The sequence below is a fragment of the Salinimonas iocasae genome (assembly GCF_006228385.1).
GTDB lineage: Bacteria > Pseudomonadota > Gammaproteobacteria > Enterobacterales > Alteromonadaceae > Alteromonas > Alteromonas iocasae.
Genome location: NZ_CP039852.1, coordinates 353377 through 376698, shown reverse-complemented (window position 1 = coordinate 376698; position 23322 = coordinate 353377). Strand labels below are relative to the sequence as shown.

At 47.0% G+C, this 23322-nt stretch carries 23 protein-coding genes; 7 read left to right on the top strand and 16 right to left on the bottom strand.

From position 1 onward, the window contains the following. Positions 1-7 precede the first annotated feature (7 nt). A complete protein-coding gene (gene dnaB / locus FBQ74_RS01585) occupies positions 8-1396 on the bottom strand; it encodes a replicative DNA helicase (protein ID WP_139755006.1) in 1389 nt (462 codons plus the stop codon). Positions 1397-1663: 267 nt separating this feature from the next. Between dnaB and FBQ74_RS01580 the strand changes: the two genes are divergently transcribed. The 3 genes from FBQ74_RS01580 to FBQ74_RS01570 all read left to right on the top strand — a co-directional run bounded on the left by FBQ74_RS01580 (position 1664) and on the right by FBQ74_RS01570 (position 7278). Further along, positions 1664-3457, top strand: coding sequence for a GGDEF domain-containing protein (locus tag FBQ74_RS01580; RefSeq protein WP_168190589.1), 1794 nt, complete (start codon positions 1664-1666; stop codon positions 3455-3457). Between the two features lie 68 nt (positions 3458-3525). Next, positions 3526-5370, top strand: coding sequence for a GGDEF domain-containing protein (locus FBQ74_RS01575; RefSeq protein ID WP_168190588.1), 1845 nt, complete (start codon positions 3526-3528; stop codon positions 5368-5370). A 63-nt stretch (positions 5371-5433) separates the two neighbouring features. Continuing rightward, positions 5434-7278, top strand: a complete 1845-nt coding sequence (locus FBQ74_RS01570) for a GGDEF domain-containing protein (RefSeq protein ID WP_139755003.1) — start codon at positions 5434-5436, stop codon at positions 7276-7278. On the opposite strand, the gene FBQ74_RS01565 is transcribed toward FBQ74_RS01570, so the two are convergent. The 4 genes from FBQ74_RS01565 to FBQ74_RS01550 form a co-directional block, all read right to left on the bottom strand. Beyond that, on the bottom strand, positions 7279-7773 hold the full coding sequence (locus tag FBQ74_RS01565; RefSeq protein WP_139755002.1) for a hypothetical protein: 495 nt from the start codon (positions 7771-7773) through the stop codon (positions 7279-7281). A gap of 225 nt (positions 7774-7998) precedes the next feature. After that, positions 7999-8991: a DUF4097 family beta strand repeat-containing protein gene (locus FBQ74_RS01560; protein ID WP_168190587.1), complete on the bottom strand. Its 993-nt coding sequence runs from the start codon at positions 8989-8991 to the stop codon at positions 7999-8001. 17 nt (positions 8992-9008) lie between these two features. Then, complete coding sequence (locus FBQ74_RS01555; RefSeq protein ID WP_139755000.1) at positions 9009-9509, bottom strand: hypothetical protein; 501 nt, start codon at positions 9507-9509, stop codon at positions 9009-9011. Next, entirely contained in the window at positions 9490-10071 is a 582-nt protein-coding gene (locus FBQ74_RS01550; protein ID WP_139754999.1) for an RNA polymerase sigma factor, read from the bottom strand. Before FBQ74_RS01550 ends, FBQ74_RS01555 begins: the two co-directional genes overlap by 20 nt. Before the next feature lie 145 nt (positions 10072-10216). Between FBQ74_RS01550 and FBQ74_RS01545 the strand changes: the two genes are divergently transcribed. After that, positions 10217-10840: an MOSC domain-containing protein gene (locus tag FBQ74_RS01545; RefSeq protein ID WP_139754998.1), complete on the top strand. Its 624-nt coding sequence runs from the start codon at positions 10217-10219 to the stop codon at positions 10838-10840. Positions 10841-10897: 57 nt separating this feature from the next. Here FBQ74_RS01545 and rplI read toward each other — a convergent pair whose 3' ends face one another. The 11 genes from rplI to FBQ74_RS01490 all read right to left on the bottom strand — a co-directional run bounded on the left by rplI (position 10898) and on the right by FBQ74_RS01490 (position 20663). Further along, on the bottom strand, positions 10898-11350 hold the full coding sequence (gene rplI / locus FBQ74_RS01540) for a 50S ribosomal protein L9 (RefSeq protein ID WP_139754997.1): 453 nt from the start codon (positions 11348-11350) through the stop codon (positions 10898-10900). A 25-nt stretch (positions 11351-11375) separates the two neighbouring features. Then, on the bottom strand, positions 11376-11603 hold the full coding sequence (gene rpsR / locus FBQ74_RS01535) for a 30S ribosomal protein S18 (RefSeq protein ID WP_073316739.1): 228 nt from the start codon (positions 11601-11603) through the stop codon (positions 11376-11378). Between the two features lie 11 nt (positions 11604-11614). Then, positions 11615-12016, bottom strand: coding sequence for a 30S ribosomal protein S6 (gene rpsF / locus FBQ74_RS01530; protein ID WP_139754996.1), 402 nt, complete (start codon positions 12014-12016; stop codon positions 11615-11617). Positions 12017-12136: 120 nt separating this feature from the next. After that, entirely contained in the window at positions 12137-13030 is an 894-nt protein-coding gene (locus tag FBQ74_RS01525; RefSeq protein ID WP_139754995.1) for a DMT family transporter, read from the bottom strand. Positions 13031-13167: 137 nt separating this feature from the next. Further along, positions 13168-13875, bottom strand: coding sequence for a 3-keto-disaccharide hydrolase (locus tag FBQ74_RS01520; RefSeq protein ID WP_408641348.1), 708 nt, complete (start codon positions 13873-13875; stop codon positions 13168-13170). Positions 13876-13967: 92 nt separating this feature from the next. Further along, on the bottom strand, positions 13968-14582 hold the full coding sequence (locus tag FBQ74_RS01515; RefSeq protein WP_139754993.1) for a gluconate 2-dehydrogenase subunit 3 family protein: 615 nt from the start codon (positions 14580-14582) through the stop codon (positions 13968-13970). 2 nt (positions 14583-14584) lie between these two features. Further along, a complete protein-coding gene (locus tag FBQ74_RS01510) occupies positions 14585-16270 on the bottom strand; it encodes a GMC oxidoreductase (RefSeq protein WP_139754992.1) in 1686 nt (561 codons plus the stop codon). A gap of 39 nt (positions 16271-16309) precedes the next feature. Next, positions 16310-17179 carry a hydroxypyruvate isomerase family protein gene (locus FBQ74_RS01505; RefSeq protein ID WP_139754991.1) on the bottom strand — a complete coding sequence of 290 codons (870 nt, stop codon included), beginning with the start codon at positions 17177-17179 and terminating at the stop codon, positions 16310-16312. Beyond that, on the bottom strand, positions 17172-18392 hold the full coding sequence (locus tag FBQ74_RS01500) for a nucleoside permease (RefSeq protein ID WP_139754990.1): 1221 nt from the start codon (positions 18390-18392) through the stop codon (positions 17172-17174). The genes FBQ74_RS01505 and FBQ74_RS01500 overlap by 8 nt, the downstream gene beginning before the upstream one ends. A 42-nt stretch (positions 18393-18434) precedes the next feature. Then, positions 18435-19493 (bottom strand): sugar phosphate isomerase/epimerase family protein, encoded by a 1059-nt coding sequence (locus FBQ74_RS01495; protein WP_139754989.1) that lies wholly within the window; start codon positions 19491-19493, stop codon positions 18435-18437. A 15-nt stretch (positions 19494-19508) separates the two neighbouring features. After that, a complete protein-coding gene (locus FBQ74_RS01490; protein WP_139754988.1) occupies positions 19509-20663 on the bottom strand; it encodes a Gfo/Idh/MocA family protein in 1155 nt (384 codons plus the stop codon). Positions 20664-20928: 265 nt separating this feature from the next. On the opposite strand from FBQ74_RS01490, the gene FBQ74_RS01485 reads away from it, so the two are divergent. The 3 genes from FBQ74_RS01485 to FBQ74_RS01475 all read left to right on the top strand — a co-directional run bounded on the left by FBQ74_RS01485 (position 20929) and on the right by FBQ74_RS01475 (position 23235). Continuing rightward, positions 20929-21942, top strand: a complete 1014-nt coding sequence (locus FBQ74_RS01485; RefSeq protein ID WP_139754987.1) for a LacI family DNA-binding transcriptional regulator — start codon at positions 20929-20931, stop codon at positions 21940-21942. Positions 21943-21960: 18 nt separating this feature from the next. Beyond that, positions 21961-22821: a sugar phosphate isomerase/epimerase family protein gene (locus FBQ74_RS01480; protein ID WP_139754986.1), complete on the top strand. Its 861-nt coding sequence runs from the start codon at positions 21961-21963 to the stop codon at positions 22819-22821. Positions 22822-22911: 90 nt separating this feature from the next. After that, positions 22912-23235 (top strand): DUF3392 family protein, encoded by a 324-nt coding sequence (locus FBQ74_RS01475; protein WP_139754985.1) that lies wholly within the window; start codon positions 22912-22914, stop codon positions 23233-23235. Positions 23236-23322 lie beyond the last annotated feature (87 nt).

The following is a 23322-nucleotide window of genomic DNA, read 5'->3' as shown; positions in this document are numbered from 1 at the left end:
TCTGTGATTAATAATCGTCGCCGATTGGCGGACCCGCATAATTATCAAATCGTGAGAATTGCCCCTGGAATGTCAGCCGGCTTGTGCCAATAGGACCGTTACGCTGTTTACCGATAATGATTTCAGCGATGCCTTTTTCTTCGCTGTTTTCGTGATAGACCTCATCCCGGTAGATAAACATAATCAAATCGGCATCCTGCTCGATAGAACCGGACTCCCTGAGATCCGAGTTTACCGGTCGTTTATCAGCACGTTGTTCCAGACTCCGGTTAAGCTGAGATAGCGCAACGACAGGTACTTCAAGTTCTTTAGCCAGTGCTTTCAGTGAGCGGGAGATTTCTGCGATTTCCAATGTACGGTTATCGCTTAGCGACGGGACCCGCATCAACTGCAGATAATCCACCATGATAAGTGATATCCCACCGCGCTCCCTTGCAAGCTTGCGTGCACGACTACGCACATCCATTGGCGTTAACCCTGATGAATCATCAACAAAAAGGCTGTCCTTATCTTTAAGCATCGCCATGGTGTTTGAAATTCGGGCCCAGTCCTCATCATCAAGTTGTGCAGTTCTTATCTTGGTCTGATCGACCCGACTTAATGACGCCAGCATACGCATCATAATTTGTTCGGAAGGCATCTCCAGGCTAAATACAAGCACGGGCTTATCTTCAGCCATCATCGCGTTTTCACACAAATTCATCGCAAACGTTGTTTTACCCATCGAGGGACGAGCAGCGACAATTATAAGGTCTGATGGCTGCAGACCACTGGTCTTTTTATCTAAGTCAGTAAAACCTGTAGTAACACCGGTTACTTCTTTGTTGGTTTTTATCAGCGCTTCAAGACGATCGATGGTTTTACCAAGAACGGAATCCACCCCTTGTGGTCCTTCTGATTCGCCCGTACGCTTTTCAGCAATCTCAAAAACTTTGCTCTCGGCGTAATCCAGTATATCCGCGCTTTCACGCCCTTCCGGGTTATAGCCTATTTCCGCTATATCGTGTGCAACACCAATCAGTTCACGGGTGACTGCCCGCTCGCTGATGATCTTGGCGTAGCTGACCACGTTTGCTGAACTGGGCGTGTTTTTAGCCAGTTCGCCCAGGTAAGCAAACCCACCGGCATCTTCCAGCTCATCATGCTGTTCCAGCTCTTCAGAAACGGTAATCAGATCCACAGGTTCGTTGCGTCCAAGCAACCTGACAATGGCGCGAAAAATAATTTGATGAGAACGGTTATAAAAGTCAGTTTCAGTGACGACTTCTGCCACCTTGTCCCAACTTTCCGGATCAATAAGCATACTACCCAGCACCGACTGCTCAGCCTCAATGCTGTGTGGCGGTACTTTTAGCTTTTCTACATTTTGATCTTTACCAGAAGATACGACTTTCACTGACTCTAAACCGATTGATACTCAAGGCAGAATATTATGCGCTATTTCGGTAAGAAGATAAATTTAAGTCACTCAATCAGACCAAACAAGACGGCAAAGAGTTGAAATTAACCCAAATTTTAATGCAGGAAACCTTTTACCCGCTAAAGTAACCGCGTATATTCGCCGCTGCTTTTTTATCCGCCTCACTCAACGCACAAAACATCTTAAATTTTTATGTATCTTCGCTTAATTACAACCTTTCTTCTTCTTTGGTCCTCAAAAGCTGTGTTTGCAGACACGCCTGCAGATTATTTAGCAGAAAGACGACAGATTTTGGGGCAGGCACCTGAAAATCGTCAAGAAGCCTTAGAGGGTCATCCTTTCAATGTCGAGACTGTTCTGGGAAAGTATTTTTATCTCTCCTCGTTCCTGTACGTTGAGAACGACCCGGCGTTTTACGCATTAGCCGATTCTGAGCTTGAGACTCTGCGTAATAAGTATCCTGAATATTATTACGAACGTGAAGTACTGATGACTTGGTTGTCGGACTTACCGGACGAAGAAAAATTCGAAGCGTTTAGAGATATTCAAAATATTGCGCGACAAAATAGTTGGGTTCGTATCGAGGGCTGGGCAACATCTATGCTGGTTTCATCTTTGCAGTCTTCAGAACTGCACTTCAATGCAGTAATTGAAATGAATAATTTCATACATCGTGCGCCTCATTCTGATAAGTCGGGTATGACATATGATTACACTTTGCAAAGTATTTTTTATCAGATGTTCTCATCGCTATACTCGCTGAATGACTTTCAGGGTGCTTTAAAGTTTTGTCACAAGTATAAAGCTTATTCGCCCGATGACATTAGTGTTCAAATTGACGGCATTTCCTGCGAAATATCGGTTTTGTTGAGACTGGATCGGCTCGAAGAAGTGCAGAGCAAATTAAAGATAATGAGTAAGTTGGTTGAAAGCGCAGACCTTATTGATTCAAGAATACGTCTTTTAATGCTTTCCGCTGCGTATTATCGAGAAAAAGACCGTCCTGATTTGCTGTTCTTGTATGCTAAAGATGCGCTTGACCTCCACCTAAAACACAACAGTTCTCTGAGTCCAACTGTATACGGTTTATACTCACTTCTTACTGCTAGCCAACTTGAGCTAAAAAATGCTGAAAAAGCGGAGTTTTACTTAAATAAAATGCGAGCAGTTACTCCAACGTCTCAAACTACAGGCCCTGAAGCTGATATAAATGATTTAACAGCGCAAGCCCGAATTCTCAATCTTAAAGGTGAGTATGAAAAAGCTATCACCTATTACGAAAAACTTTTAAAAGCGCTGTATTTTAAAGAAGATGCCAAGTTTAGTTTTCGGGAAATGAGAGGAGTTGGCAATGCTATCAATGCCAGAGAAGTGAAGCTAACTAAGCAACAGCTCGCACAAAGCAAAGATTACTTAAAGATAGTGACTGTTATTGCGACTGTTACTACGCTATCAACAATTATAGCAAGCATAGTGCTGTGGCGATTAGTCAGACGTAAGCGCGATCTTGAACGCTTCTCACGTCTCGACAGTCTGACCCGGGTGTACAATCGCTGGTTTGCCATCGATACCATTAAAGCTCGTCTTAAAGAAATGAAACGACAGGACGACAAGCTCTGTGTGGCTCTCATCGACTTAGACCATTTCAAACGCATCAATGATTTATATGGCCATCAGACAGGCGATGCTGTGCTTTCTCATTTCGCGCGATTATGCAAATATCAGTTCCGCGATCAGGATGTGTTCGGCCGATATGGCGGTGAAGAATTTGTTTTGATGTTAAATGGCGCAACACAGCATGACGCGTCTACAAAGTTGCAGGCGCTACGGAATATACTCAGCCATCAGGATCTTTCCAAATTAGGAGCTGAGGGCGCGCTTGAGTTTTCTGCCGGGGTTGTGGAAGTAAGCGAAAAAGCTGATATTACACAGGTTTTATCGCAATGCGACAAACACCTTTATGCAGCTAAACATAATGGTCGCAATCAGGATATCTGTGCGCCGTTCAGGCCTTCCGTGCAGGACGATATTTTGTAACTACAAATCGTTACAGAACCGAGAAAGGTATTTTCATCTTTACTTAGTGGATGAGTATTTCTAATTTTATGTTTTCACGTTTTATCATTATCACGTTACTACTTTTGACCTGTCACTCCGTATTCGCAGGCACGCTTGAAGATTATGCGGCGAAGCGGGATGAAATTTTATTACAGCCTTCGGAAAACCGTTTGGAAGCGTTAGAGGATCACCCATTTGATACCACCACAATACTGGGCAAATACTTCTACCTTTCCTCATTTCTCTATATTGAGAATGATCCGGAATTTTACGCATTAACCGATTCAGAACTTGAAACATTACGCGTCGATTACCCGCAGTATTTTTATGAACGCGAGGTGTTGATGGTATGGTTATCGGATCTACCCGACGAAGAACGTTTTGAACAATTTCGCGCAATTCAGTCCATTGCCAGACAAAACAGCTGGCCCCGCATAGAGGGCTGGGCAACATCATTACTGGTTACTTCACTTCAAGCCGCTGAACTGCATTTTAATGCAATCTTAGAGATGAACAACTACACGCACAAGGCTCCGCATACTGACAAAGACGGCATGGTTTACGATTACCCATTGATGGGCGTATTTCTCGACATATCTATTTCTTTGTATTATTTGGATGACTATAAGGGTTCGCTTGAGTTTTGTGGTAAATATAAACAGTACTTGCCGGAAAATATATCTACACAGTTTTATGGTTTATCGTGCGAGATAAGTTCACTTCTTGCCCTGGAGCGTTACGATGAGGTTCAGTCAAAGTTAAAGAAGATGAATCAGATAGCTGAACAATCCGGACTAACCGAGTATAAAGTTCAGCTTGCATTAAGTTCTGCTTATTTTTATCGAGCCATAGAGCGCCCCGATCTGACGTATCATTATGCAAAAGATGCACTCGACATTTTCCAGCGAGATGGAAAATCTTTAAATCCTACTGTGTACAATATTTATGTGTTGTTGACCGTCAGCCAAATTGACTTAGAAAATATTGAACGTGCTGAGTTCTATTTGAAAAAATTGCAAGAGCTCCCTCTCACGACGCAAATTGAAGGTCCAGGCACGCAAGTCGATTCGCTTGTTGCCCAGGCCAATATCTATGAGCTCAAAGGTCAATATGAAAAAGCCCTCCCGTTTTATAAGAAAGCGTTTAAAGCTTTGTACCTGAATGAAGCTTCATCATTCAGGTTTAGCCAGCTCAACAGTATAAATAGTTCTCTGGATACAAGAGAACTTACCCTGACTAAAAAGCAACTTCAGGAAAAAAACCAATATTTAAGAATTCTCACTCTTATTGCAGTCACAAGTGTGGCGGTTGCGATCATCGCCGGCGCGTTGTTGTGGCGAGAATCACGCCGTAAACGGGAAGTAGAGCATTATTCCCGTCTCGATAGCCTTACCAGAGTGTATAACCGCTGGTTTGCTATTGATACCATCAAAGCGCGAATTAATCATATGAAACGGCAGGACGACAAGATTTGTGTCGCACTTATTAATTTAGACCATTTCAAACATATTAACGATGCGAGTGGTCATAAAACGGGTGATACAGTTCTGTCTCATTTTGCTCGATTGTGCAAATATCAGTGTCGTGGCACAGATGTGTTCGGCCGCTATGGTGGTGAAACATTTGTTCTGATGCTAAGTGGCGCAACCCAGAACGAAGCAAAGCAAAAGTTAAGGTCGCTAAGGGATATTATGAGCCAGCAGGACCTCACAAAACTAGGCGCAGAGGGAACGCTGACCTTTTCAGCAGGCGTCGTGGAATTGAGCGAAAAAGCGAATATTTCGCAGGTTTTGTCCCAATGCGACAAACTGCTTTATGCTGCTAAGCAGAATGGCAGAAATCAAGATATCTTTGCACCGTTCAGACCTGCAGAGCAGGATGAGATTGTGTAGCAATCTCTACTTGCGTTGAAAAGCGGCAATTATTAATCGCGACCGGATCAGTATTCAAATTATATGTTTTTACGCGTAGTTACTGTCACTCTACTGCTTTGCTTATGCCACCCTCTGTTCGCCGACACGCTAGTGGACTATGGGGCAAAGCGGCATGAAATTTTACAGTTAACACCAGAAAGCCGACTACAAGCATTAACCAATCATCCTTTTGATATCACCACGACACTTGGCAAATATTTCTATCTTTCATCATTTCTATATATCGAGAATGATCCGGCATTCTATACATTAACCGAGACTGAGCTGAATACGCTGCGCACTGATTACCCGCGATACTATTATGAACGTGAAGCGTTGATGGTCTGGCTATCAGATCTATCATACGATGAGCAGTTCGAAAAATACCGCGCTATCCAGTCTATCGCGAGAGAAAATAACTGGCCTCGTATCGAAGGGTGGACTACATCTTTGCTGGTGTATTCCTTACTGACCGCCGGGTTACATTTCAATGCTATTTTAGAGATAAATAATTATATCCCCCTCTCTTCTGATAATTTAAGTCAGGGAATGGCCTATGATTATTCGTTATCAGATATATTTCATAATATGTACAGCGCGCTATTTAGTCTGGGTGACTTCAAGGGTGCTCTTGAGTTTTGTCGCAAGTATAAGAATAACGCGCCAGAGGATCCAGACGTTCAGATAGACGGACTTTCTTGCGAAATACTGACACTGATTAACCTCAAGAAATTTGATGAAGCCTGGGTAAGTCTGAAAAAAATGAGCAAACTCGCTGAAGATACAGGGCGAGATGATTTAAAAGTTCAGCTACTTACTTATTCAGCTGTTTACTTTCGAGAGCAAGAGCGTCCGGAACTGACATTCTTGTACGCTAAAGACGCTTTAGAGCTTCACTTAAAAGCAGAAAGTATCCAGTACTCTACGGAGTACTCTTTATACAAACTTCTCACTGCAAGCCAAATCGAGCTCAATAATTCTGATGAAGCTGGGTTTTACCTAAATAAGATGCAGAATGTGCCTGAAACCTTTCGAACCGAAGGTCCTCGTGAAAATGTGAATGAGTTATATGCAAAAGCTAAAGTTCAGAGCCTCAATGGTGAGCATGCAAAAGCCAATTTGCACTATGAGGAGGCCATAAAGGTATTATTTTACAAAGAAAAAGCCAACTTCAGCTTCAGTCAGTTAAAAAGTATTGATAATGCTATCGACGCCAGAGATCTTTCGCTGACAAAAGAAAAGCTTAGCCAAAAGGAGCTTCACTTTACGATTGCTGTCAGTGTAGCAATAATAAGCTCGTTGGTAGCTCTTATAGTGGGATTGATTCTTTGGCGACACTTAAGCAAAAAGCGTAACTTAGAGCATTTTTCCCGAATCGATAGTCTTACCCGGGTGTATAACCGCTGGTTTGCTATTGATACCATCAAAGCGCGAATTAATCATATGAAACGGCAGGACGACAAGATTTGTGTCGCACTTATTGATTTAGACCATTTCAAACGTCTCAACGATTTGTTTGGTCACCAGATTGGTGATGCGGTTCTGTCACATTTCGCGCGATTATCTAAATACCAGTTTCATGATGCGGATGTGTTCGGACGCTATGGCGGTGAAACATTTGTACTGATGCTAAGTGACGCGACCCAGAACGAAGCAAAAGAAAAATTGCAGTCACTGCGGAATATTTTAAGTCAACAGGACCTCACAAAACTAGGCGCAGAGGGAACGCTGACGTTTTCAGCAGGTGTTGTGGAAATAAATGAGAAAGCCGAAATTGACCTGATTTTATCCCAGTGCGATAAGTTGCTGTATGCGGCAAAACAAAATGGCCGTAATCAGGTTATCTGCGCGCCGCTCAGGTCCGATTCACAGCAAGGTATCGTGTAATTACAGGCCATCAGCCTGCGTTTTAGCCAGTGTTTTTTCCATCTTATAAAACGCACCATCCCAGATAGTGTAGGCCTTGCCCGATGCGGCAAGCAGTACAGTTTGGCCCGGTAAACGTTCTGCTTCATCACATGTTACTGACACGGTACGAACAGCATTATCGTGAATATCCAATTCACGTAACCCCATGTTGTAGTCCCGCTCAAACTCAGCGGCGGACAATTTTGTTTCGTCATACTCTGCAGACTTACAGAACGTGCGGCCCAGTGTGAGATTTTCAGGGCCATAGTGAAATGATTGCCCTAGCCACATTTGTGAATCTTTAACAGATACCTCGTTATTAGTTGGCGCTATGGCTTCTGTAATAATCCATGTACCTTCTATTTCGCCAGGTTCACGAACCGCACAACTTACTGCTCCAACAAGAAAAATTGTTATTAAAGCGACTGTTTTAAATCGGGTACTTAATAGAGACCGGTGTATCGCGTCCCACATTTAACTTCTCCTTCTTACCCCCCCTGCTTCAATGTCAGGGTGGTGATAGTGCAGAAATACCTGCATGTTTAAACATACAGTAGCAATGTTCGCGCCAGCCGAAATGCTTACTAAAGGCAACTATCTCAAAAGGCGACAACGCTAACAATTGCTTTATCTGTTCAGGTATCAATGCTGAAGACAGCAGTCAGCAGACATAAAAAAAGCGGCGCAAGGGCCGCTTCGTTATCGCTTATCCAGTTCAATTACCCCATGGACGGTGGATACTTCTACCCGCGCACTCCCCTCACCGGTAGAAAACTCAAGCCATTCATTAGGTCCATATTTGGCTTTTTGAGAGCGATCGTTTGACAACTTGTTTCTTATGTCACCGCCTGCATGAGCCTGGATATCAAACCGGGCAGATACGTCCGGCTGAAATTTCAGGATAACTTTGCCACCAACAGATGACACATCAACGTCACCGTTATCTGCCAGGTTTATGTCTCCTTTAACTTTGCCATTTACGGTAACTATATCCAGCTCATTTATCATGGCAGTTGTGAAGTTCATCCGACCGTTAACCGATTCGATGCGCAGCTGCGGGCTATCAGAACGAATATCAATATTCCCGTTTACGGTAATGACACGAACTTCCTCACCTTCACTGTGCTCACCTTCAATATCACCATTAACTGTTTCTGCAACAAGCTCTCCTTTAACGCCATTCAGTTTGACGTTACCGTTCACCGTTTCCAATTTAATGCGCCCTGCTAAATTATTTGCCTCAATGTCACCATTGACTAAATCGACCTTGGTATCATTGGTAATATCAAATAACTGCACGCTGGCCGATACCGCTGAATAATCGATTTTGCTCGCTGCAGGTACATAGATAGTCAGATCATCGCCGTCCTTGATACGATAGTTGCCCCAGTCACCATGGTGTCTGCCAATATCCACATCAAAAGAGACACCCGACCCGGTCTTTTCAAACTCAAAATCTTCGGTTCTATCTGACAGCTCCCCCGTTATTTTGACTGCATTCTTATCCCAGGTTTTGATAACTGCCTTACCATTCACATGCTCAATTTCAACATTGGGGTGTGAGGAAGTTTCTATCGTTTGATCGATACGCTGCTTTGCCAGTACAGGGCTACCTGTTGCTAACAGTACCGAAAACAAAACAGTTTTCGACAGTGTTTTGTACCGTACATTCATTACATCGTGATTTTGCATAACTTGCTCCTGTATCGCTAAATCTGCTGCCATTTGGGAGCGTGCACACGCTCAATCAGCAAAAACTGTTGTTGATAGACGCTTTGCAACATTCGCAGAAGCGCTGTGTTGTTAGGGTCTTCTTTCAATGCTGCTTTGATCGCCTCAGCCGCATCCTCGAGTTCGGTAAGTTGTTCCTGCCAGTTTTCTGTTACTGCCGGTGTACCTTCGAGACTAACCAGCAATGCAGACTTTTCCTTCTCATGTTGCTGACTCAGTGCCTTAACCAGCGACTGGCCGGTAACAGGATTGACCTCGGGGTCTGTGGATACCGGACGCATCATAAAGCCAATAATTACCGCAACCATCACCACTGCAGCACTGGCCAGCCAGACAGGTTGCCTCTTTGTCCGGGTTTCATCGGCCTGGGCCTGAATGGCTAAATCGATGCCCTGCCATAAGTCTTTGTCCGGGTGCCGTTCGCGAGGCAGTTCGTCCAACTGCTGCTGTAGATGCTTTTCAAATGTCTTCATCGTCATACCCCATCCACGTTTTTAACAACTGCTTAGCACGATGAAATTGCGCTTTGCTCGAACCTGTTGCCATATTCAGCATTCTTCCGATTTCTTCATGACGATGCCCTTCTATTGCGTGTAAAACGAATACCACCCGGGCACGCTCAGGGAGTCTTACGATCAGTGCTTCAAGATCCACCTCAGAAGTGCAGGATTCCGCCGCACTCTGCGCTGCCATGCTGTCTTCTATATTCATCACCCTGGCGAACCAGCCTTTTTGCTTTCGCATGTAGCTCAGCGTGATGTTCGCGGTGACACTATGCAGCCATGTTGTAAAACGACTCTGTCCAGCGAAGTTACTTAGCTTCTGCCACAACTGAATAAAGACTTCTTGCGTGGCATCTTCAGCAAGCCCCCTGTCGGCGGTTAGCCGATAACACAGGGCGAACACCCGCCCTGCATAGCTTTGATAAAGCTGCTGGTACGCCTGCCTGTCACCATCACGGGCTGCCTGTATCAGCTTCATTTCTGTATCAGGTGTTGGCGTTATCTTCGTCACGTCGATGTCCGCCTTGCACGTTTCCATGTTTCGTCACTGTCGTCTGTTAACTGTTGAATATCATTTGAAAGGTTAGTTGCAGTGCATGCATCAAAGGTTTAAATGGTCTTTGATTTTTTTTACACGTGTACTGACGCATAATATACCACCCGCTAACAAAAGGATGGTGACTATGCACATTTACGCGCTTTATGCTGCGAAACCACAGGCTTTCGACCCCAGAGGAACACCCAGTGCGATAGTGAAATCGCAGGTATCGCAATTGACAGTTCTCGACACCGGTACACTTGAAGACGAGCAAGGCAACAAGAAACTTCACGGTGGTCCGGAAAAAGTGCTGCATCAATACAGTTTTGAAGGCTATGAGAAGCTTTCACAGGCATTTCCTGAAGGGGATTTTTCTTACGGCACCATTGGCGAAAACTTTCTTGTGGAAGGTATGCACGATAACAATGTGTATGTGGGCGATGTTTATCAAATGGGAAGTGTCACCGTGCAGGTTTCTGCTCCCCGTGCCCCCTGCAATAAGATTTCACACCGTTACGGCATTAAAAATCTTGACCGGTTCGTCGGACAGCACGGAATTACCGGCTGGTATTTCAGAGTACTTGAGGCAGGTCCCTTGCTTCAGCACGATACGGTCAAACTTATCGAGCGCCCTGATGAGAGCGTTTGTATTGGCGCACTGATGCGCTGTATGTACGATGATAATATGAAAGCTGACGCGGCGCGTTATGCACAAATGGAAGTATTGGATGATGAGTGGCGGGAAAAATGTCTGAGGCGGGCGCGCTAACACAAACAAAAAAGCCGCAGTATTAACTGCGGCTTTTAAAATCAACGTTCTCAGCGCTTAGGCTTCAGCGATGATCACAACTTTTACTGTTGTTGCTACATCTGAGTGCAGCTGAACATCGATGTCATATTCGCCAGTTTCACGTAGCGTACCTGTAGGCAGACGAACTTCTGACTTAGCAACTTCAACACCAGCAGCAGTAATTGCTTCTGCGATGTCACGTGTACCAACAGAACCGAAAAGTTTACCTTCGTCACCAGCAGGTGCCGCAACAGTAACTTCTTCAAGTGCGTCAAGCTTTTCAGCGCGTGCTTGTGCAGCAGCCAGATCTTCAGCGATTTTCGCTTCCAGCTCAGCACGACGTGCTTCAAACTTCTCTACGTTGTCTTTAGTTGCAGGAACTGCTTTACCCTGAGGGAAAAGGAAGTTACGTGCAAAACCAGACTTAACATTAACTTTGTCGCCCAGACCACCAAGGTTGGCGATTTTATCCAGTAGGATGATATCCATCTTAGCTACCCCTTATTTCGCCAGTTTACTTGTGTGAATCAGTGTACGGAAGCAGTGCAAGAAAACGTGCACGCTTGATTGCAGAAGACAGCTGACGCTGATACTTCGCACTGGTACCTGTGATACGGCTAGGGACGATCTTACCGCTTTCTGTGATGTAGTTCTTCAGCGTAGCGATATCTTTATAATCGATTTCAGTTACACCTTCTGCAGAAAAACGGCAGAACTTACGACGTCTGAAAAAACGAGCCATGATTATACTCCTTACGCGTTATCTTCGGTGGTTTCGGTTTTCTTTTCTGTACGCTCTGTACGAGGTGCAGAATCTTCGCGACGCTCACGACGAGGCTCTTCTTTCATCATTGGAGAAGGCTCAGTCACAGCGTTTTTAGTGCGCATAACCAGATTACGCAGGATAACATCGTTGAAGCGGAACGCATTTTCCAGCTCATCAACAGCTTCAGCAGTCGCTTCTGCGTTGATCAGAACATAGTGGGCTTTGTGTAGCTTCTCGATTGGGTAAGCCAGTTGACGGCGACCCCAGTCTTCCATACGGTGAATCTGACCACCGTCTTGCTTAAGGATTGTGGTATAACGCTCGATCATACCAGGTACTTGTTCACTCTGATCAGGGTGAACCATAAAAACGATTTCGTAATGACGCATTATTGCTCCTTACGGTTGTAGCCTCGTCAGTACAGCCGTCTGTTAGAGGCAAGGAACTAGGTTAGTTTGGCTGTAAGGGCGCGCAGTATACAGAGATCGAGCACACTGCACAAGCAGTAATCAACCGTGAGCGCTGATATGCCCTGCGGCCACCAGCACAGTTACCCCGGCTAACGCGGCAAAGGACCAGAAAATGGTAGCTTTATTAGCGCGTTCGCCAAGCACCCAGGCCACGGCCAGCGACATTACAGCAGATGTTGCGATAAGGGTTTGCACCACTCCGGCTTTGGCATTGGCAAACGCGACCATTTGTAAATAGAGCGCCGCGGCGGTACCTAAAATAGTCGCTAGCGCGAAGGTTCGCCACATTTGTAATGGTTTATCACTTTTAGGCAGCCATTGTTTACGCATGATGATCATAAGCACCACGATAATTGCCAGTCCGCCAACAAGTCGTACAAGGCTGGCGTTAAATGCATCAACGGTATAACGCGTGAGAATATCGCGACTGATTACCGCACCAATGGCCTGACACACTGCCGCCGCTGCGGCGAACAGGTAGCCCGACGGAGCAAATAAATGTAGTTCGGTTCGCCGCTTTACCTTCACAACCATATCTACACTCACGAGCACCAGAGCAATACCAATCCACTGTTGCCAGGTTAACCATTCGGCAATCCAGACCATGGCCAGAAGTGCGGTAAAGATTGGTGCCAGCGTTTCGGTGATCAGCACCGACTGTGTATCGCCAATGCGATTGAGCGCCTGAAAAAAGCAGGTGTCGCCGATACCTATGCCCACCACACCACTTAAAAAGAGCCACCCGTATGCCGTTGCGGGCAGGCTTACCGGCGGAAGAAACAATTGCGTTACCAACACCAGGATGATGATGGCTACGACCCCTTTCCATAAATTCAGGGACAGAGGTGAAAATGATGTGCCGAGTACCCGAAACATTCTTGCAGCAATCGCCCAGCACAGGGCTACACTGAGCGCGGCAATTTCACCCACCATAATTCATCTACTCCTGACAAAAAGCCGCTAGCCTACCAGATTGGCGTAAGTGCCAGAAGTAAACTTTTTTTACCTGCAATAAAAAGCCGGTGCGAGCTTAATTACCCGCGCCGGCTTCACATGTTTTAACTATTTCGCTACTGGTTTAAAGGCGTAATTTTTCTAATCCAGATATTACGGAAGCTTACTTCATTGGAATGATCCTGAAGCTGTATGGGTGCGCATCCGTGAGCTTCGTAAGACGGTTCACCAATCCATTCTGTTTTACCCTGAATCTCCACATGATTTTGCACTACCACACCATTATGCAGCACGGTAATGTAGCCGGGTGTTTTGAGCGTTTTATCATCAAAGCGTGGTGCTGTGAAAATAATGTCATATTCCTGCCACTGTTCAGGTGGACGGGTTGCATTCACTAACGGAATCGTTTGCTTGTAAATACTGGCGGCCTGGCCATTTGCATAGGTCTTACTTTCATAAGAATCCAGAACCTGAACCTCATAACGCTGCTGTAAAAAGACACCACTATTATTGCGTTGTTGACCTTCCATATCAGCCTCAGGCTCGGGCGCTTTCCATTCAACATGCAGTTGCACGTCGCAAAAAGATTCTTTAGTTTTAATATCACCGGTACCTGGTTTCACTGTCATTGCACCATCACTAACGGCCCACTGAGCCTCACCGCCTTTCACTGATTCCCATGCTGACAAATCTTTACCATCAAATAAAACTATTGCATCAGATGGTGCCTTACCAGGCTCAGCGGTCACCTTTGGTGGAACAGGCTCCCACACCTCGGTCTTTTCTGCTTTCTGCCAGTCTTCAAGTTCTTCGTCTGAGGCCATAAGATCACCTGTTATCAATACACTGGCCGCGGCAACCGAGAGAGTGGTCAGTGTTTTATAAGTATTTTTCATTTTCATATCCTACGTTATTCTCAGGTAGCCCAGGCCTTCTGGCCTTTTTTATATTCAATATTCCCGTCATATTTGCCCGGTACGGGCACGTACCGTAATACCTTGGTTCCACCTTCTTTTGAGGTAAAAAAACCAAACAGCGTAAGCTGCTTAAACAACGAAAAATAATGCGGGACAGGCGCTTGAGAGGCCTCTCTACGCTGGTTTGGCAATTGACTGGCAACACTCCACAATCCCATTTTATGATTGTATTCGCGCGCCTCTTCATCCAACCGCGAGACGAGGCTGTGACGCTGGGTTTTATCCAGCAACAGAAACACTTTCCCAAATTCGCTGGTTGCCTCAGCATCGAGCTTTTTCATTCCGTCACGAAATGTTTTTCGTAGCACAGAGGGGTAACAGTCTGCCACCAGCACCGCCATTATTTGCCCGACGTTTGAATCCTTTGCTCCAGGCGTATCAGTGCGCGGAATAATCACCTCGCCCACCTCATTTAAAAACGCGACATCATCTTTGGTGAAACCGGTGTCTGCTAGCGGCACATCCGGGCGCAACTCATAGGCTAACGGATTGGTGCCAACAAATGCCGCACCGGTAGCGGCCGTTATAAGCTTTAAAAGATCTCGACGATTCATAGCTACAGGTTTCCTTTTTTCAGTTCCTCTACAGCAAATTCAGCTGCCCGAGCCGTCAGCGCCATATAGGTTAAAGAAGGGTTCACGCAGGAAGCGGACGTCATGCATGCGCCATCGGTGACAAAGACATTGGGTGCATCCCATACCTGATTATGCTTGTTTAGCACTGAAGTTTTCGGGTCGCGGCCCATACGCGCAGTACCCATTTCATGAATCCCCATTCCGGGCTGGTAGTCCGCCTCAAAACCGCGCACATTTTTCATGCCTGCTGCCTCGAACATATCAATGGCATCCTGCTGCATATCTTTACGCATGCGCAGCTCGTTCTCTTTAAGCTCCACGTCCATCTCCAGAACCGGCAGGCCCCAGGCATCTTTTTTCTGCCTGTTCATATAAATACGATTACTGTGATCAGGTAGCATTTCACCAAAGGCATTCATACCGATGGTCCAGGCACCCGGCTCGCTGACCGCATCTTTAAGTTGCGCACCAACCCCCATCTCAGCCACATTTTCACGCCAGCTTTGACGGCTTGCACTGCCCTGGTAACCAAAGCCTCGCAGATAATCACGTTTATCTCCTCCCCAGTTTCTGAACCGCGGCACATAGAATCCTGATGGGCGGCGTCCGAAGTAATACTTATCCTCGTAGCCTTCCGCAGTTCCGGATGCCCCGACTCTGAAATGATGGTCCATCACATTGTGACCCAACTCGCCACTACTGCTACCCAGACCGCCTTCCCATACATCTGTAGCAGAGTTCATTAACAGCCATGCACTGTTAAGCGCTGATGCATTCACAAAGACAACATTTGCGGTGTACTCGTAGGTTTGCTTGTTCTGCGCATCAATCACCTCAACACCGCGAGCCCGTTTTTTGTCTTTGTCATACAGAATCTGGCTAACAATAGAAAACGGGCGCAGAGTCAGATTACCGGTTTTCATTGCCGCTGGCAGCGTGGATGACTGCGTACTGAAATACCCGCCAAACGGACAACCCAGCCAACATTTACTACGTGCCTGACATCCTGCTCGACCCTGCTCCGGCTGCGCTTTGGTTGCGTTTGCTGCCCGCCCGCAAATCAGATGTCGACTGCCCTTAAATGCCTTTTTTATTCGGGCAGCAACATCTTTTTCGACCACATTTAGTTCGAACGCTGGCATATACTGACCGTCGGGTAATACATCCAGGCCATCGCGATTTCCACTGATTCCGGCATACTTTTCGACATAGTCGTACCACGGCGCGACATCTTCATAGCGAATTGGCCAGTCCACCGCGACACCTTCTTTCTTATTGGCCAGAAAGTCTTCTTTATTCAGGCGGTAACTCTGACGACCCCACAATAGCGAACGTCCGCCAACGTGATAGCCTCTGAACCAGGTAAACGGCTTATTCTCAACATAGGGCGCTTCTTTTTGCGTCGCCCACATGCCATAGGTAGATTCATTCAGGGGGTAGTCACGGGATAAGACGGGATGTTCATCCTTCATCTTTTGCGTGGCCAGATCCCGATGAGGATAATCCCACGCTTCCTTGTGGGCATTTTTATAATCCTTGATATGCTCTATATTGCGACCCCGTTCAAGCATAAGCACTTTCAGGCCTTTTTCTGTGAGCTCTTTCGCCGCCCAGCCGCCGCTTATTCCTGATCCGACTACTATCGCATCATAATGATTATCAGCCATAACACCCCTTCTTAAACGCGCCGCGTTGTTTGGAAACTATTACACATCACAAATTTTTACCGCCTGCTTTAGGGCGGCCAACCGACCTGCTTGTGTATTGGCGGTCGGAATGAACTCCTGCGCAACGTAGCCTTCAAAATTTAATGAGTGAATAGCTTTGACGATGGCGCGATAGTTCAGCTCTTGTGAATCGTCGATTTCATGTCTTCCTGGTACCCCGGCGGTGTGAAAATGGCCGAAATACGCAATGTTGTCTTGTATGGTCTGTATGATGTTCCCTTCATTGACCTGCATATGATAGATGTCATACAGCAGCTTAAAGTTGGGCGACTGCAACCGGCGGCACAGCGCCACACCCCAGGCACTGTTATCTGCCATATAATCCGGATGGTCGATAGCGTTAAATAGCTCCATATGCAGTACAACGCCACGCTTTTCAGCGTGTCCCAGAATGCTACTCAGCCCTTTTGCCGCGTTATCCAGACCTGCCTGCGGGTCCATCCCCCGCTTATTGCCGCTGAAGCACACCAGGTTCCGATAACCAGCCTCCGCGACCAAATCAATATGATGACGGTAACGTTTTATCAGCTGGTCATGAAACTCAGGGGCACACCAGCCATCTGTCAGATTTAACTCTGCGCCGTTGCACATGGCGCTGTCGATACCGTATTTTTTAAGTACCGGCCAATCTTGCGGGCCAACTAAATCTATGGCAGAAAAGCCAATTTTTTTCACCGCCTGGCATAAGCTTTCAATATCCATATCCCCGAATGTCCAGCGCGCAACAGAGTGGCGTACACGATTTTGCAATGGCTGTTGTGCAGCCAGGCCCGCGCCAGACCAAACGCCGGCGGACAGGCCCGCTCCGGTCAGCGCCAGCCCCTTGAGGAGTTGACGCCGGTTAGTCATCCACAGAGACCTTTTCAGGTTTGAAAAGCACTGTGAACAGTACTAATACCACCAGTGCAAATGCTGCGGGGAATAGCCAGACATTCTCCCAAACGTGACCATCGGATACCGCGTATGCATCGGTAATCTGGCCAGCCACCCAGAACCCAATAAGCATGCCTACACCATAGGTTGCCAGGGTTATAAGCCCCTGCGCAGCGCTCTTGTTTTGTGGAGCAGCTTTAGCATCGGTATAGATTTGCCCTGATACAAAAAAGAAGTCATAGCACAAACCATGGAGCGCAATACCCACCAGCAATAGCCAGATACCTTCGTCAGCATTCCCATAGGCAAATAAAACGTAGCGTATAACCCAGGCAAGCATGCCCAGAATCAACGTTTTCTTGATGCCGAATTTGTTCAGAAATACAGGTAAAGCCAACATGAACAAGACTTCTGAGACCTGACCCAGTGTCATTTTGCCGGTCGCGTTCTCAACGCCGATCTCGGTAAGAAACGGGTTAGCATTTTGATAGTAAAAGGCCAGCGGGATACAAATCAGAACCGATGCGATAAAAAATACCGCGAAGTTTCGGCTTTTGAGCAGACTTAGTGCGTCGGTTCCTAACGCTTGTCCAATTCCGGTAGCCTGCCCCTTTCCTTTAGGCGGTGTAGCCGGCAGGGTAAAGCTGAATAACCCAAGTAGCAGCGACGCAATAGCGCACAAGGCAAAGGTGTTTCTGAGCATGCCATTTTCGATGGCCTGACGTGCATCCCAGGAAAAAACATAACTGATCACCAACCCGGCTACAATCCAGCCAATGGTGCCCCACACGCGGATTTTGCCAAATTCCTTCGAAGGATCATGCATCTGTCCGAACGATACGGAATTCACCAGTGCCAGAGTCGGCATGTACGCAATCATGTAACCCAGCACGAAAGGATAAAAACTACTGAAATCCTGAGCGGTGAACATCATGTACATCAGCGCAGCACCAAGCAGATGCAGCACCCCGAGAATGCGCTCTGCATTAAAGTATTTATCAGCAATCAAACCAATAATGAGCGGTGCGATGATGGCGCCCCAGCTTTGCGTGGAAAACGCCATCGCTATTTGCCCACCACTGGCTTCCAGTGTACTTGCCAGGTAAGTACCCAGAGTAACGAACCATCCTCCCCAGATAAAAAACTGCAGGAACATCATGATGCTTAAGCGTACTTTTACATTATTCATTATTATCCTCACCGGCTTGTTTGCACCGTAGCTACCGGTAATTTATTCTGAATCCAGACCCAGTATGCGACGGTTTCGGGACTCACTAACCTCACCACCGGCAAAATCGTCAAAGGCCCCTGTCGCCGGTTCGATAATGTGCTGAGCAATGAATGGCGCGCCCTCGGCAGCCCCTTGCGCTGAGTCTTTGAGACAGCATTCCCACTCCAGCACGGCCCAGCCTTCAAATCCATATTGCGTTAGCTTGCTGAATATCTGTTTGAAGTCGACCTGACCATCTCCCAGCGAACGGAAACGTCCGGGGCGATCCACCCAGTCCTGATAGCCGCCATAAATACCACTTCTGCCGTTTGGCAAAAACTCAGCATCCTTAACATGAAACATTTTGATGCGGTCATGGTAACGATCGATAAAATCCAGATAATCCAGCTGTTGCAGCACGAAATGGCTGGGGTCGTAGAGAATGTTTGCGCGTGGGTGGTTGTCCACGGCCTTAAGAAAGCGCTCGAACGTTGCGCCATCATGTAAGTCTTCACCCGGATGAATCTCATAACAGACATCTACGCCCGCTTCGTCAAAGGCATCCAGAATAGGCTTCCATCGGCGCGCCAGTTCAGCAAAGCCCTGCTCGACCAGACCGGCTGGTCGCTGCGGCCACGGGTAAACAAGATGCCACATAAGTGCGCCTGAGAACGTTGCGTGGGCGTTCAGACCCAAGCGCTGACTGGCTTTTGCTGCCAGCTTTAATTGATTAATCGCCCACTCAGTACGCGCTTTCGGATCCCCATGAAGATGAGAAGGTGCGAAGTTATCAAATTGTTCGTCGTACGCCGGGTGAACGGCAACCAGCTGACCCTGCAAATGCGTCGATAACTCGGTAATTTCCACACCGTATTTGGCACAGGTTGCCTGTGCATCGTCGCAATACTGCTGGCTCTCAGCAGCCTGTTCAAGGTCAAATAATGCCGGATCTGTTGGTACCTGTATGCCTTTGTAGCCTAATGAACCGGCCCACTGAGCCATATTTTCCAGCGTATCAAACGGGGCCTTATCTGAGGCGAACTGCGCCAGAAAAATTGCCGGGCCTTTTATGCCTGCCATAATCGCGTCTCCTGATTAGTCGTGATTGTCGGCAATTGAATGCCACTTTTGTTCGCTGCCACTGCTATCAAGCATTGCTTTGATAAACGCCATCCCCCGAATGCCAGACGCAAGGCCGGGCACTTTATCGGCCGTACCGCTTTTACCGCTTCTTACCGATGCAGCAAATGCGGTGTAAAGATTGGCCATAGCCTCAAGGTAACCTTCCGGATGACCTGCCGGCACACGCAGTTGTGATTGTGCGTCTTCGCAGACGCTCGGCTGACCTGCGCGGAAAACCTGATAAGGTGCATCGACGGGGCGATAGATGACAGAGTTTGGCTCCATCTGACGCCACTCAAGACCGCCTTTTTCGCCATAAACTTTGATTTTCAGAGGGTTTTCTTCACCGGCACAGACCTGACTGGCAATAAGTACACCGGTGACGCCATTATCTGTTTTAATCAGCGCGGCACCATCATCATCAAGCCGACGCCCATCCACGTGGGTATTAAGCTCACCACATAACTGTGTGATTTTGTCGCCCAGAATAAACTCTGCCAGACTGAAGGCATGTGTGCCGATATCACCCATGCAGCCACTCGCCCCGGAAAGCGCCGGATCTGTGCGCCAGGATGCCTGTTTGTTGTGACTTTCCTCTTCACCGGATAACCAGCCTTGTGGGTATTCCACATAAACTTTGCGAAGCTTACCCAGCATGCCGCTTTCAACCATGTGGCGCGCCTGCCATACCATGGGGTAGCCCTGATAAGTATGCGCCAAACCGTACAATACAGGCGCACTACTGATTGCATCAGCAAGCGCCTTTGTTTCATCAAATGATGTTGCCGCCGGTTTTTCGCAAAATACATGAAAGCCAGCTTTGGCTGCGGCAATAGAAACAGGAACATGCAGGTGATTTGGGGTGACGATGCTCACTACCTGCATTCTTTCGTTCTCGGGCAATGCTGCTTCTTGCTCCAGCATTTCTTCCCACGAGTCATATACCCGCTCTGCCGGAAGATCCAGGCTTTGGGCAGTGCGGGTGTTGTTATCCTGATCACGGGAGAATGCACCGCAAACCAGTTCGTAATGTCCGTCCAGGCCGGCCGCGTGACGATGCACCGCGCCGATAAAAGCGCCTTCACCGCCACCAATCATGCCCAGTCGAATTTTTTTCTGTCGAGTCATTGTTTTCTCCTGTGACAAACAATGTTAGCAGTATGTTATCTTTTTAAAAAATGTAACGGATTACATTTGGACCTGTCAAATAGAATTCCGCGCAATTGGTTAAAAAATAGTTACCAGTTAAACATAGCATTAACTTTATATAGATAATTTAGACTGGTATGCGGAGTTAATCGATTAAGAAGCAATACAAATTTTAAACACCTTGCAAGCCATTATGTTAACGGTTACATTTTGTCAGTGGACGGTTACAGGTAAGTTAATTTTCATGGCGACAATCAGAGAAGTGGCCGATATCGCCGGCGTATCAGTTGCAACGGTATCAAGAACGCTACAACAGCCAGAACGGGTATCTCCCAAGACCCGGGCAAGGGTTACCAGCGCGATTGAGCAAACCGGTTATAAACCAAATTTGATGGCGGTAAAGTTTCGCTCAGGCAAGACCCATAGCCTGGTTGTGCTGGTTCCAACCATTGCCAACCTTTTCTTTGCCCGCGTTATTAACGGTATGCAGGAAGCTGCCGCTGAACGCGGGTATTCTTTGCTGTTAGGTAATACCCAGGGTAATCCGGACCTTGAGGCTGACTATGTGAAAATGGTGCAAACCTCTCAGGCCGATGGGGTCATTCAGTTACGCGCTCACAACCCCTTTTCTGCAATGCAATCGTCATCGGGAGGCCTGCTTCCCATGGTCAACGTCTGCGAAGTCGTCGACTCTGCCAGCTTTCCTACTGTTACTCTGGATAATCACAATGCAGCCAAGTCAATGACAGAGCATTTACTCGAACTGGGGCATACTCGGATAGGTTTGATAAAAGGGCCAAATTCCAGCCCCTTAACGCAGGAGCGATTGCGCGGATACCAGCACGCGCTGGCAAATGCAGATATTCCGTTTGATGAAAGTATACTGTTTGACGGCGACTTCACCCTGCGCTCAGGGTTTGATGCTGCACGCAGAATGCTGGAACAACCGAATCGCCCTACCGCTTTGTTTTGCGAAAATGATGAAACTGCCATTGGCGCGATGCAAGCGCTGAAGCAGGCAGGTCTTAAGATCCCGGAGGATATCTCTGTAGCCGGATTCGATGATATCGCTTTTTCCGGTTATGCAGATCCGCCGCTGACCACTATCGCACAACCGGCAGAAGAGTTTGGTCACACTGCGGTGTCACTGTTGGTAGATGTACTAAATGGTAAAATTAAAAAGGCCCCGCGAGTCATCATGCCCCATGAGCTTATTGTGAGAAATAGTACTGGCCCTGCACCAGGTACTAACGCCTAATTATTCAGGAGATTAGCTATGCGCAACTTATCCGTTCCATTCACCCGCCGACAATTTTTAAAAACCAGCGCGGCAGCCGCCGCTATCAGTGCCTTGCCAGCACCTTTAGCACTGGCCAGTGACAAAGCTCGCCATCACGCTGGTTTGCAACTGTATACGTTACGTGACTGGATGAAGGTAAGTGTCCCGGGCACATTGAAGCTCGTGGCCGGTGTGGGTTACCGGGAACTGGAGTTTGCCGGTTACTTTGGCCAGTCACCTGAACAAATTCGTTCAATGCTCGACGATGAGGGCCTTAGAGCACCCTCTGCCCATGTTCCCCTTACTGATTTTCAGGACAGTGTGAATAAAGTCATTGATACCGCGCAGGCTATTGGCCACAAATATGTGGTGGTTCCTTATTTAACGCCAGAGCAGCGCGGAAACTCCATTGATGTTTATAAAAAACTGGCTGATGACATGCAGTCGTGGGGAGAGGCGTGTAATCGCGCCAATATCTCACTGGCTTACCATAATCACGATTTTGAGTTTCAAAAAACAGATGGCCAGCTTCCTTACGACATCCTTTTAAACAATACCGACGATAACGCGGTTTGTTTTGAGCTGGATCTATACTGGACTGCCAAAGCCGGGGTCGACCCGGTTACTCTGTTCAATCAACACCCGGGCAGGTTCAAGCTTTTCCATGTGAAAGATATGGACAGCAGCGGTGCGTTTGCGGATGTAGGAACAGGCACAATTGATTTCAATGCCATCTTCAGTCACGCAGATAAAGCCGGACTCACACATCAGTTTGTAGAGCGGGACCAGACCCAGGATAAACTGGCTACTATTCAGCAAGGCTACAAAGCACTGACTCAAATATTGCAACAAAGATAATAACAGAGCCTGTTTTTTGCTGACTATCTGAGAGTATGCCATTACACTGAGCCAGATTGATAACACCTGCACGAATTTGGAGTACGCGCTATGGTGGAATTACTGGCTTCGCTGACCCGTGCGCTGGCACCCTATTTTTCAGAAATGAGCCTGATGCTGGTGGCCACGCTATTGGTGGTCTTTGGTGACTTGATAAATGGCTATGTAAAGCACATTCTAAGTCCCTGCCACTTTATCCTCAGAGTTAGTCTGTTTGTGCTGCTGTGCGCCTTTGGCTATGGCGCTATGACACTCTATGGTGCGCCGCTAGTTCTGCATATCATCAAATTTTTTCCCGGCTATCTGCAGGGCCTGATTTTTGTCAGCGCCTTTCTGGCAATTGGTGTATTTGCCGAACGCCGCCGCTATATTTAAATAAGCCAGCGTGATTGACAATCACTAGCTGGGCAGATGGTGTAAAACAGACAATAAAAAAGCTCCCGAAGGAGCTTTTTTTAATTC

Coding starts and splice junctions, on each gene's coding strand:
- FBQ74_RS01575 (WP_168190588.1), top strand. CDS start 3,526: ATGTTTTCACGTTTTATCATTATCACGTTACTACTTTTGACCTGTCAC.
- FBQ74_RS01570 (WP_139755003.1), top strand. CDS start 5,434: ATGTTTTTACGCGTAGTTACTGTCACTCTACTGCTTTGCTTATGCCAC.
- FBQ74_RS01565 (WP_139755002.1), bottom strand. CDS start 7,773: ATGTGGGACGCGATACACCGGTCTCTATTAAGTACCCGATTTAAAACA.
- FBQ74_RS01560 (WP_168190587.1), bottom strand. CDS start 8,991: ATGCAAAATCACGATGTAATGAATGTACGGTACAAAACACTGTCGAAA.
- FBQ74_RS01555 (WP_139755000.1), bottom strand. CDS start 9,509: ATGACGATGAAGACATTTGAAAAGCATCTACAGCAGCAGTTGGACGAA.
- FBQ74_RS01550 (WP_139754999.1), bottom strand. CDS start 10,071: ATGGAAACGTGCAAGGCGGACATCGACGTGACGAAGATAACGCCAACA.
- FBQ74_RS01545 (WP_139754998.1), top strand. CDS start 10,217: ATGCACATTTACGCGCTTTATGCTGCGAAACCACAGGCTTTCGACCCC.
- rplI (WP_139754997.1), bottom strand. CDS start 11,350: ATGGATATCATCCTACTGGATAAAATCGCCAACCTTGGTGGTCTGGGC.
- rpsR (WP_073316739.1), bottom strand. CDS start 11,603: ATGGCTCGTTTTTTCAGACGTCGTAAGTTCTGCCGTTTTTCTGCAGAA.
- rpsF (WP_139754996.1), bottom strand. CDS start 12,016: ATGCGTCATTACGAAATCGTTTTTATGGTTCACCCTGATCAGAGTGAA.
- FBQ74_RS01525 (WP_139754995.1), bottom strand. CDS start 13,030: ATGGTGGGTGAAATTGCCGCGCTCAGTGTAGCCCTGTGCTGGGCGATT.
- FBQ74_RS01520 (WP_408641348.1), bottom strand. CDS start 13,875: ATGGCCTCAGACGAAGAACTTGAAGACTGGCAGAAAGCAGAAAAGACC.
- FBQ74_RS01515 (WP_139754993.1), bottom strand. CDS start 14,582: ATGAATCGTCGAGATCTTTTAAAGCTTATAACGGCCGCTACCGGTGCG.
- FBQ74_RS01510 (WP_139754992.1), bottom strand. CDS start 16,270: ATGGCTGATAATCATTATGATGCGATAGTAGTCGGATCAGGAATAAGC.
- FBQ74_RS01505 (WP_139754991.1), bottom strand. CDS start 17,179: ATGACTAACCGGCGTCAACTCCTCAAGGGGCTGGCGCTGACCGGAGCG.
- FBQ74_RS01500 (WP_139754990.1), bottom strand. CDS start 18,392: ATGAATAATGTAAAAGTACGCTTAAGCATCATGATGTTCCTGCAGTTT.
- FBQ74_RS01495 (WP_139754989.1), bottom strand. CDS start 19,493: ATGGCAGGCATAAAAGGCCCGGCAATTTTTCTGGCGCAGTTCGCCTCA.
- FBQ74_RS01490 (WP_139754988.1), bottom strand. CDS start 20,663: ATGACTCGACAGAAAAAAATTCGACTGGGCATGATTGGTGGCGGTGAA.
- FBQ74_RS01485 (WP_139754987.1), top strand. CDS start 20,929: ATGGCGACAATCAGAGAAGTGGCCGATATCGCCGGCGTATCAGTTGCA.
- FBQ74_RS01480 (WP_139754986.1), top strand. CDS start 21,961: ATGCGCAACTTATCCGTTCCATTCACCCGCCGACAATTTTTAAAAACC.
- FBQ74_RS01475 (WP_139754985.1), top strand. CDS start 22,912: ATGGTGGAATTACTGGCTTCGCTGACCCGTGCGCTGGCACCCTATTTT.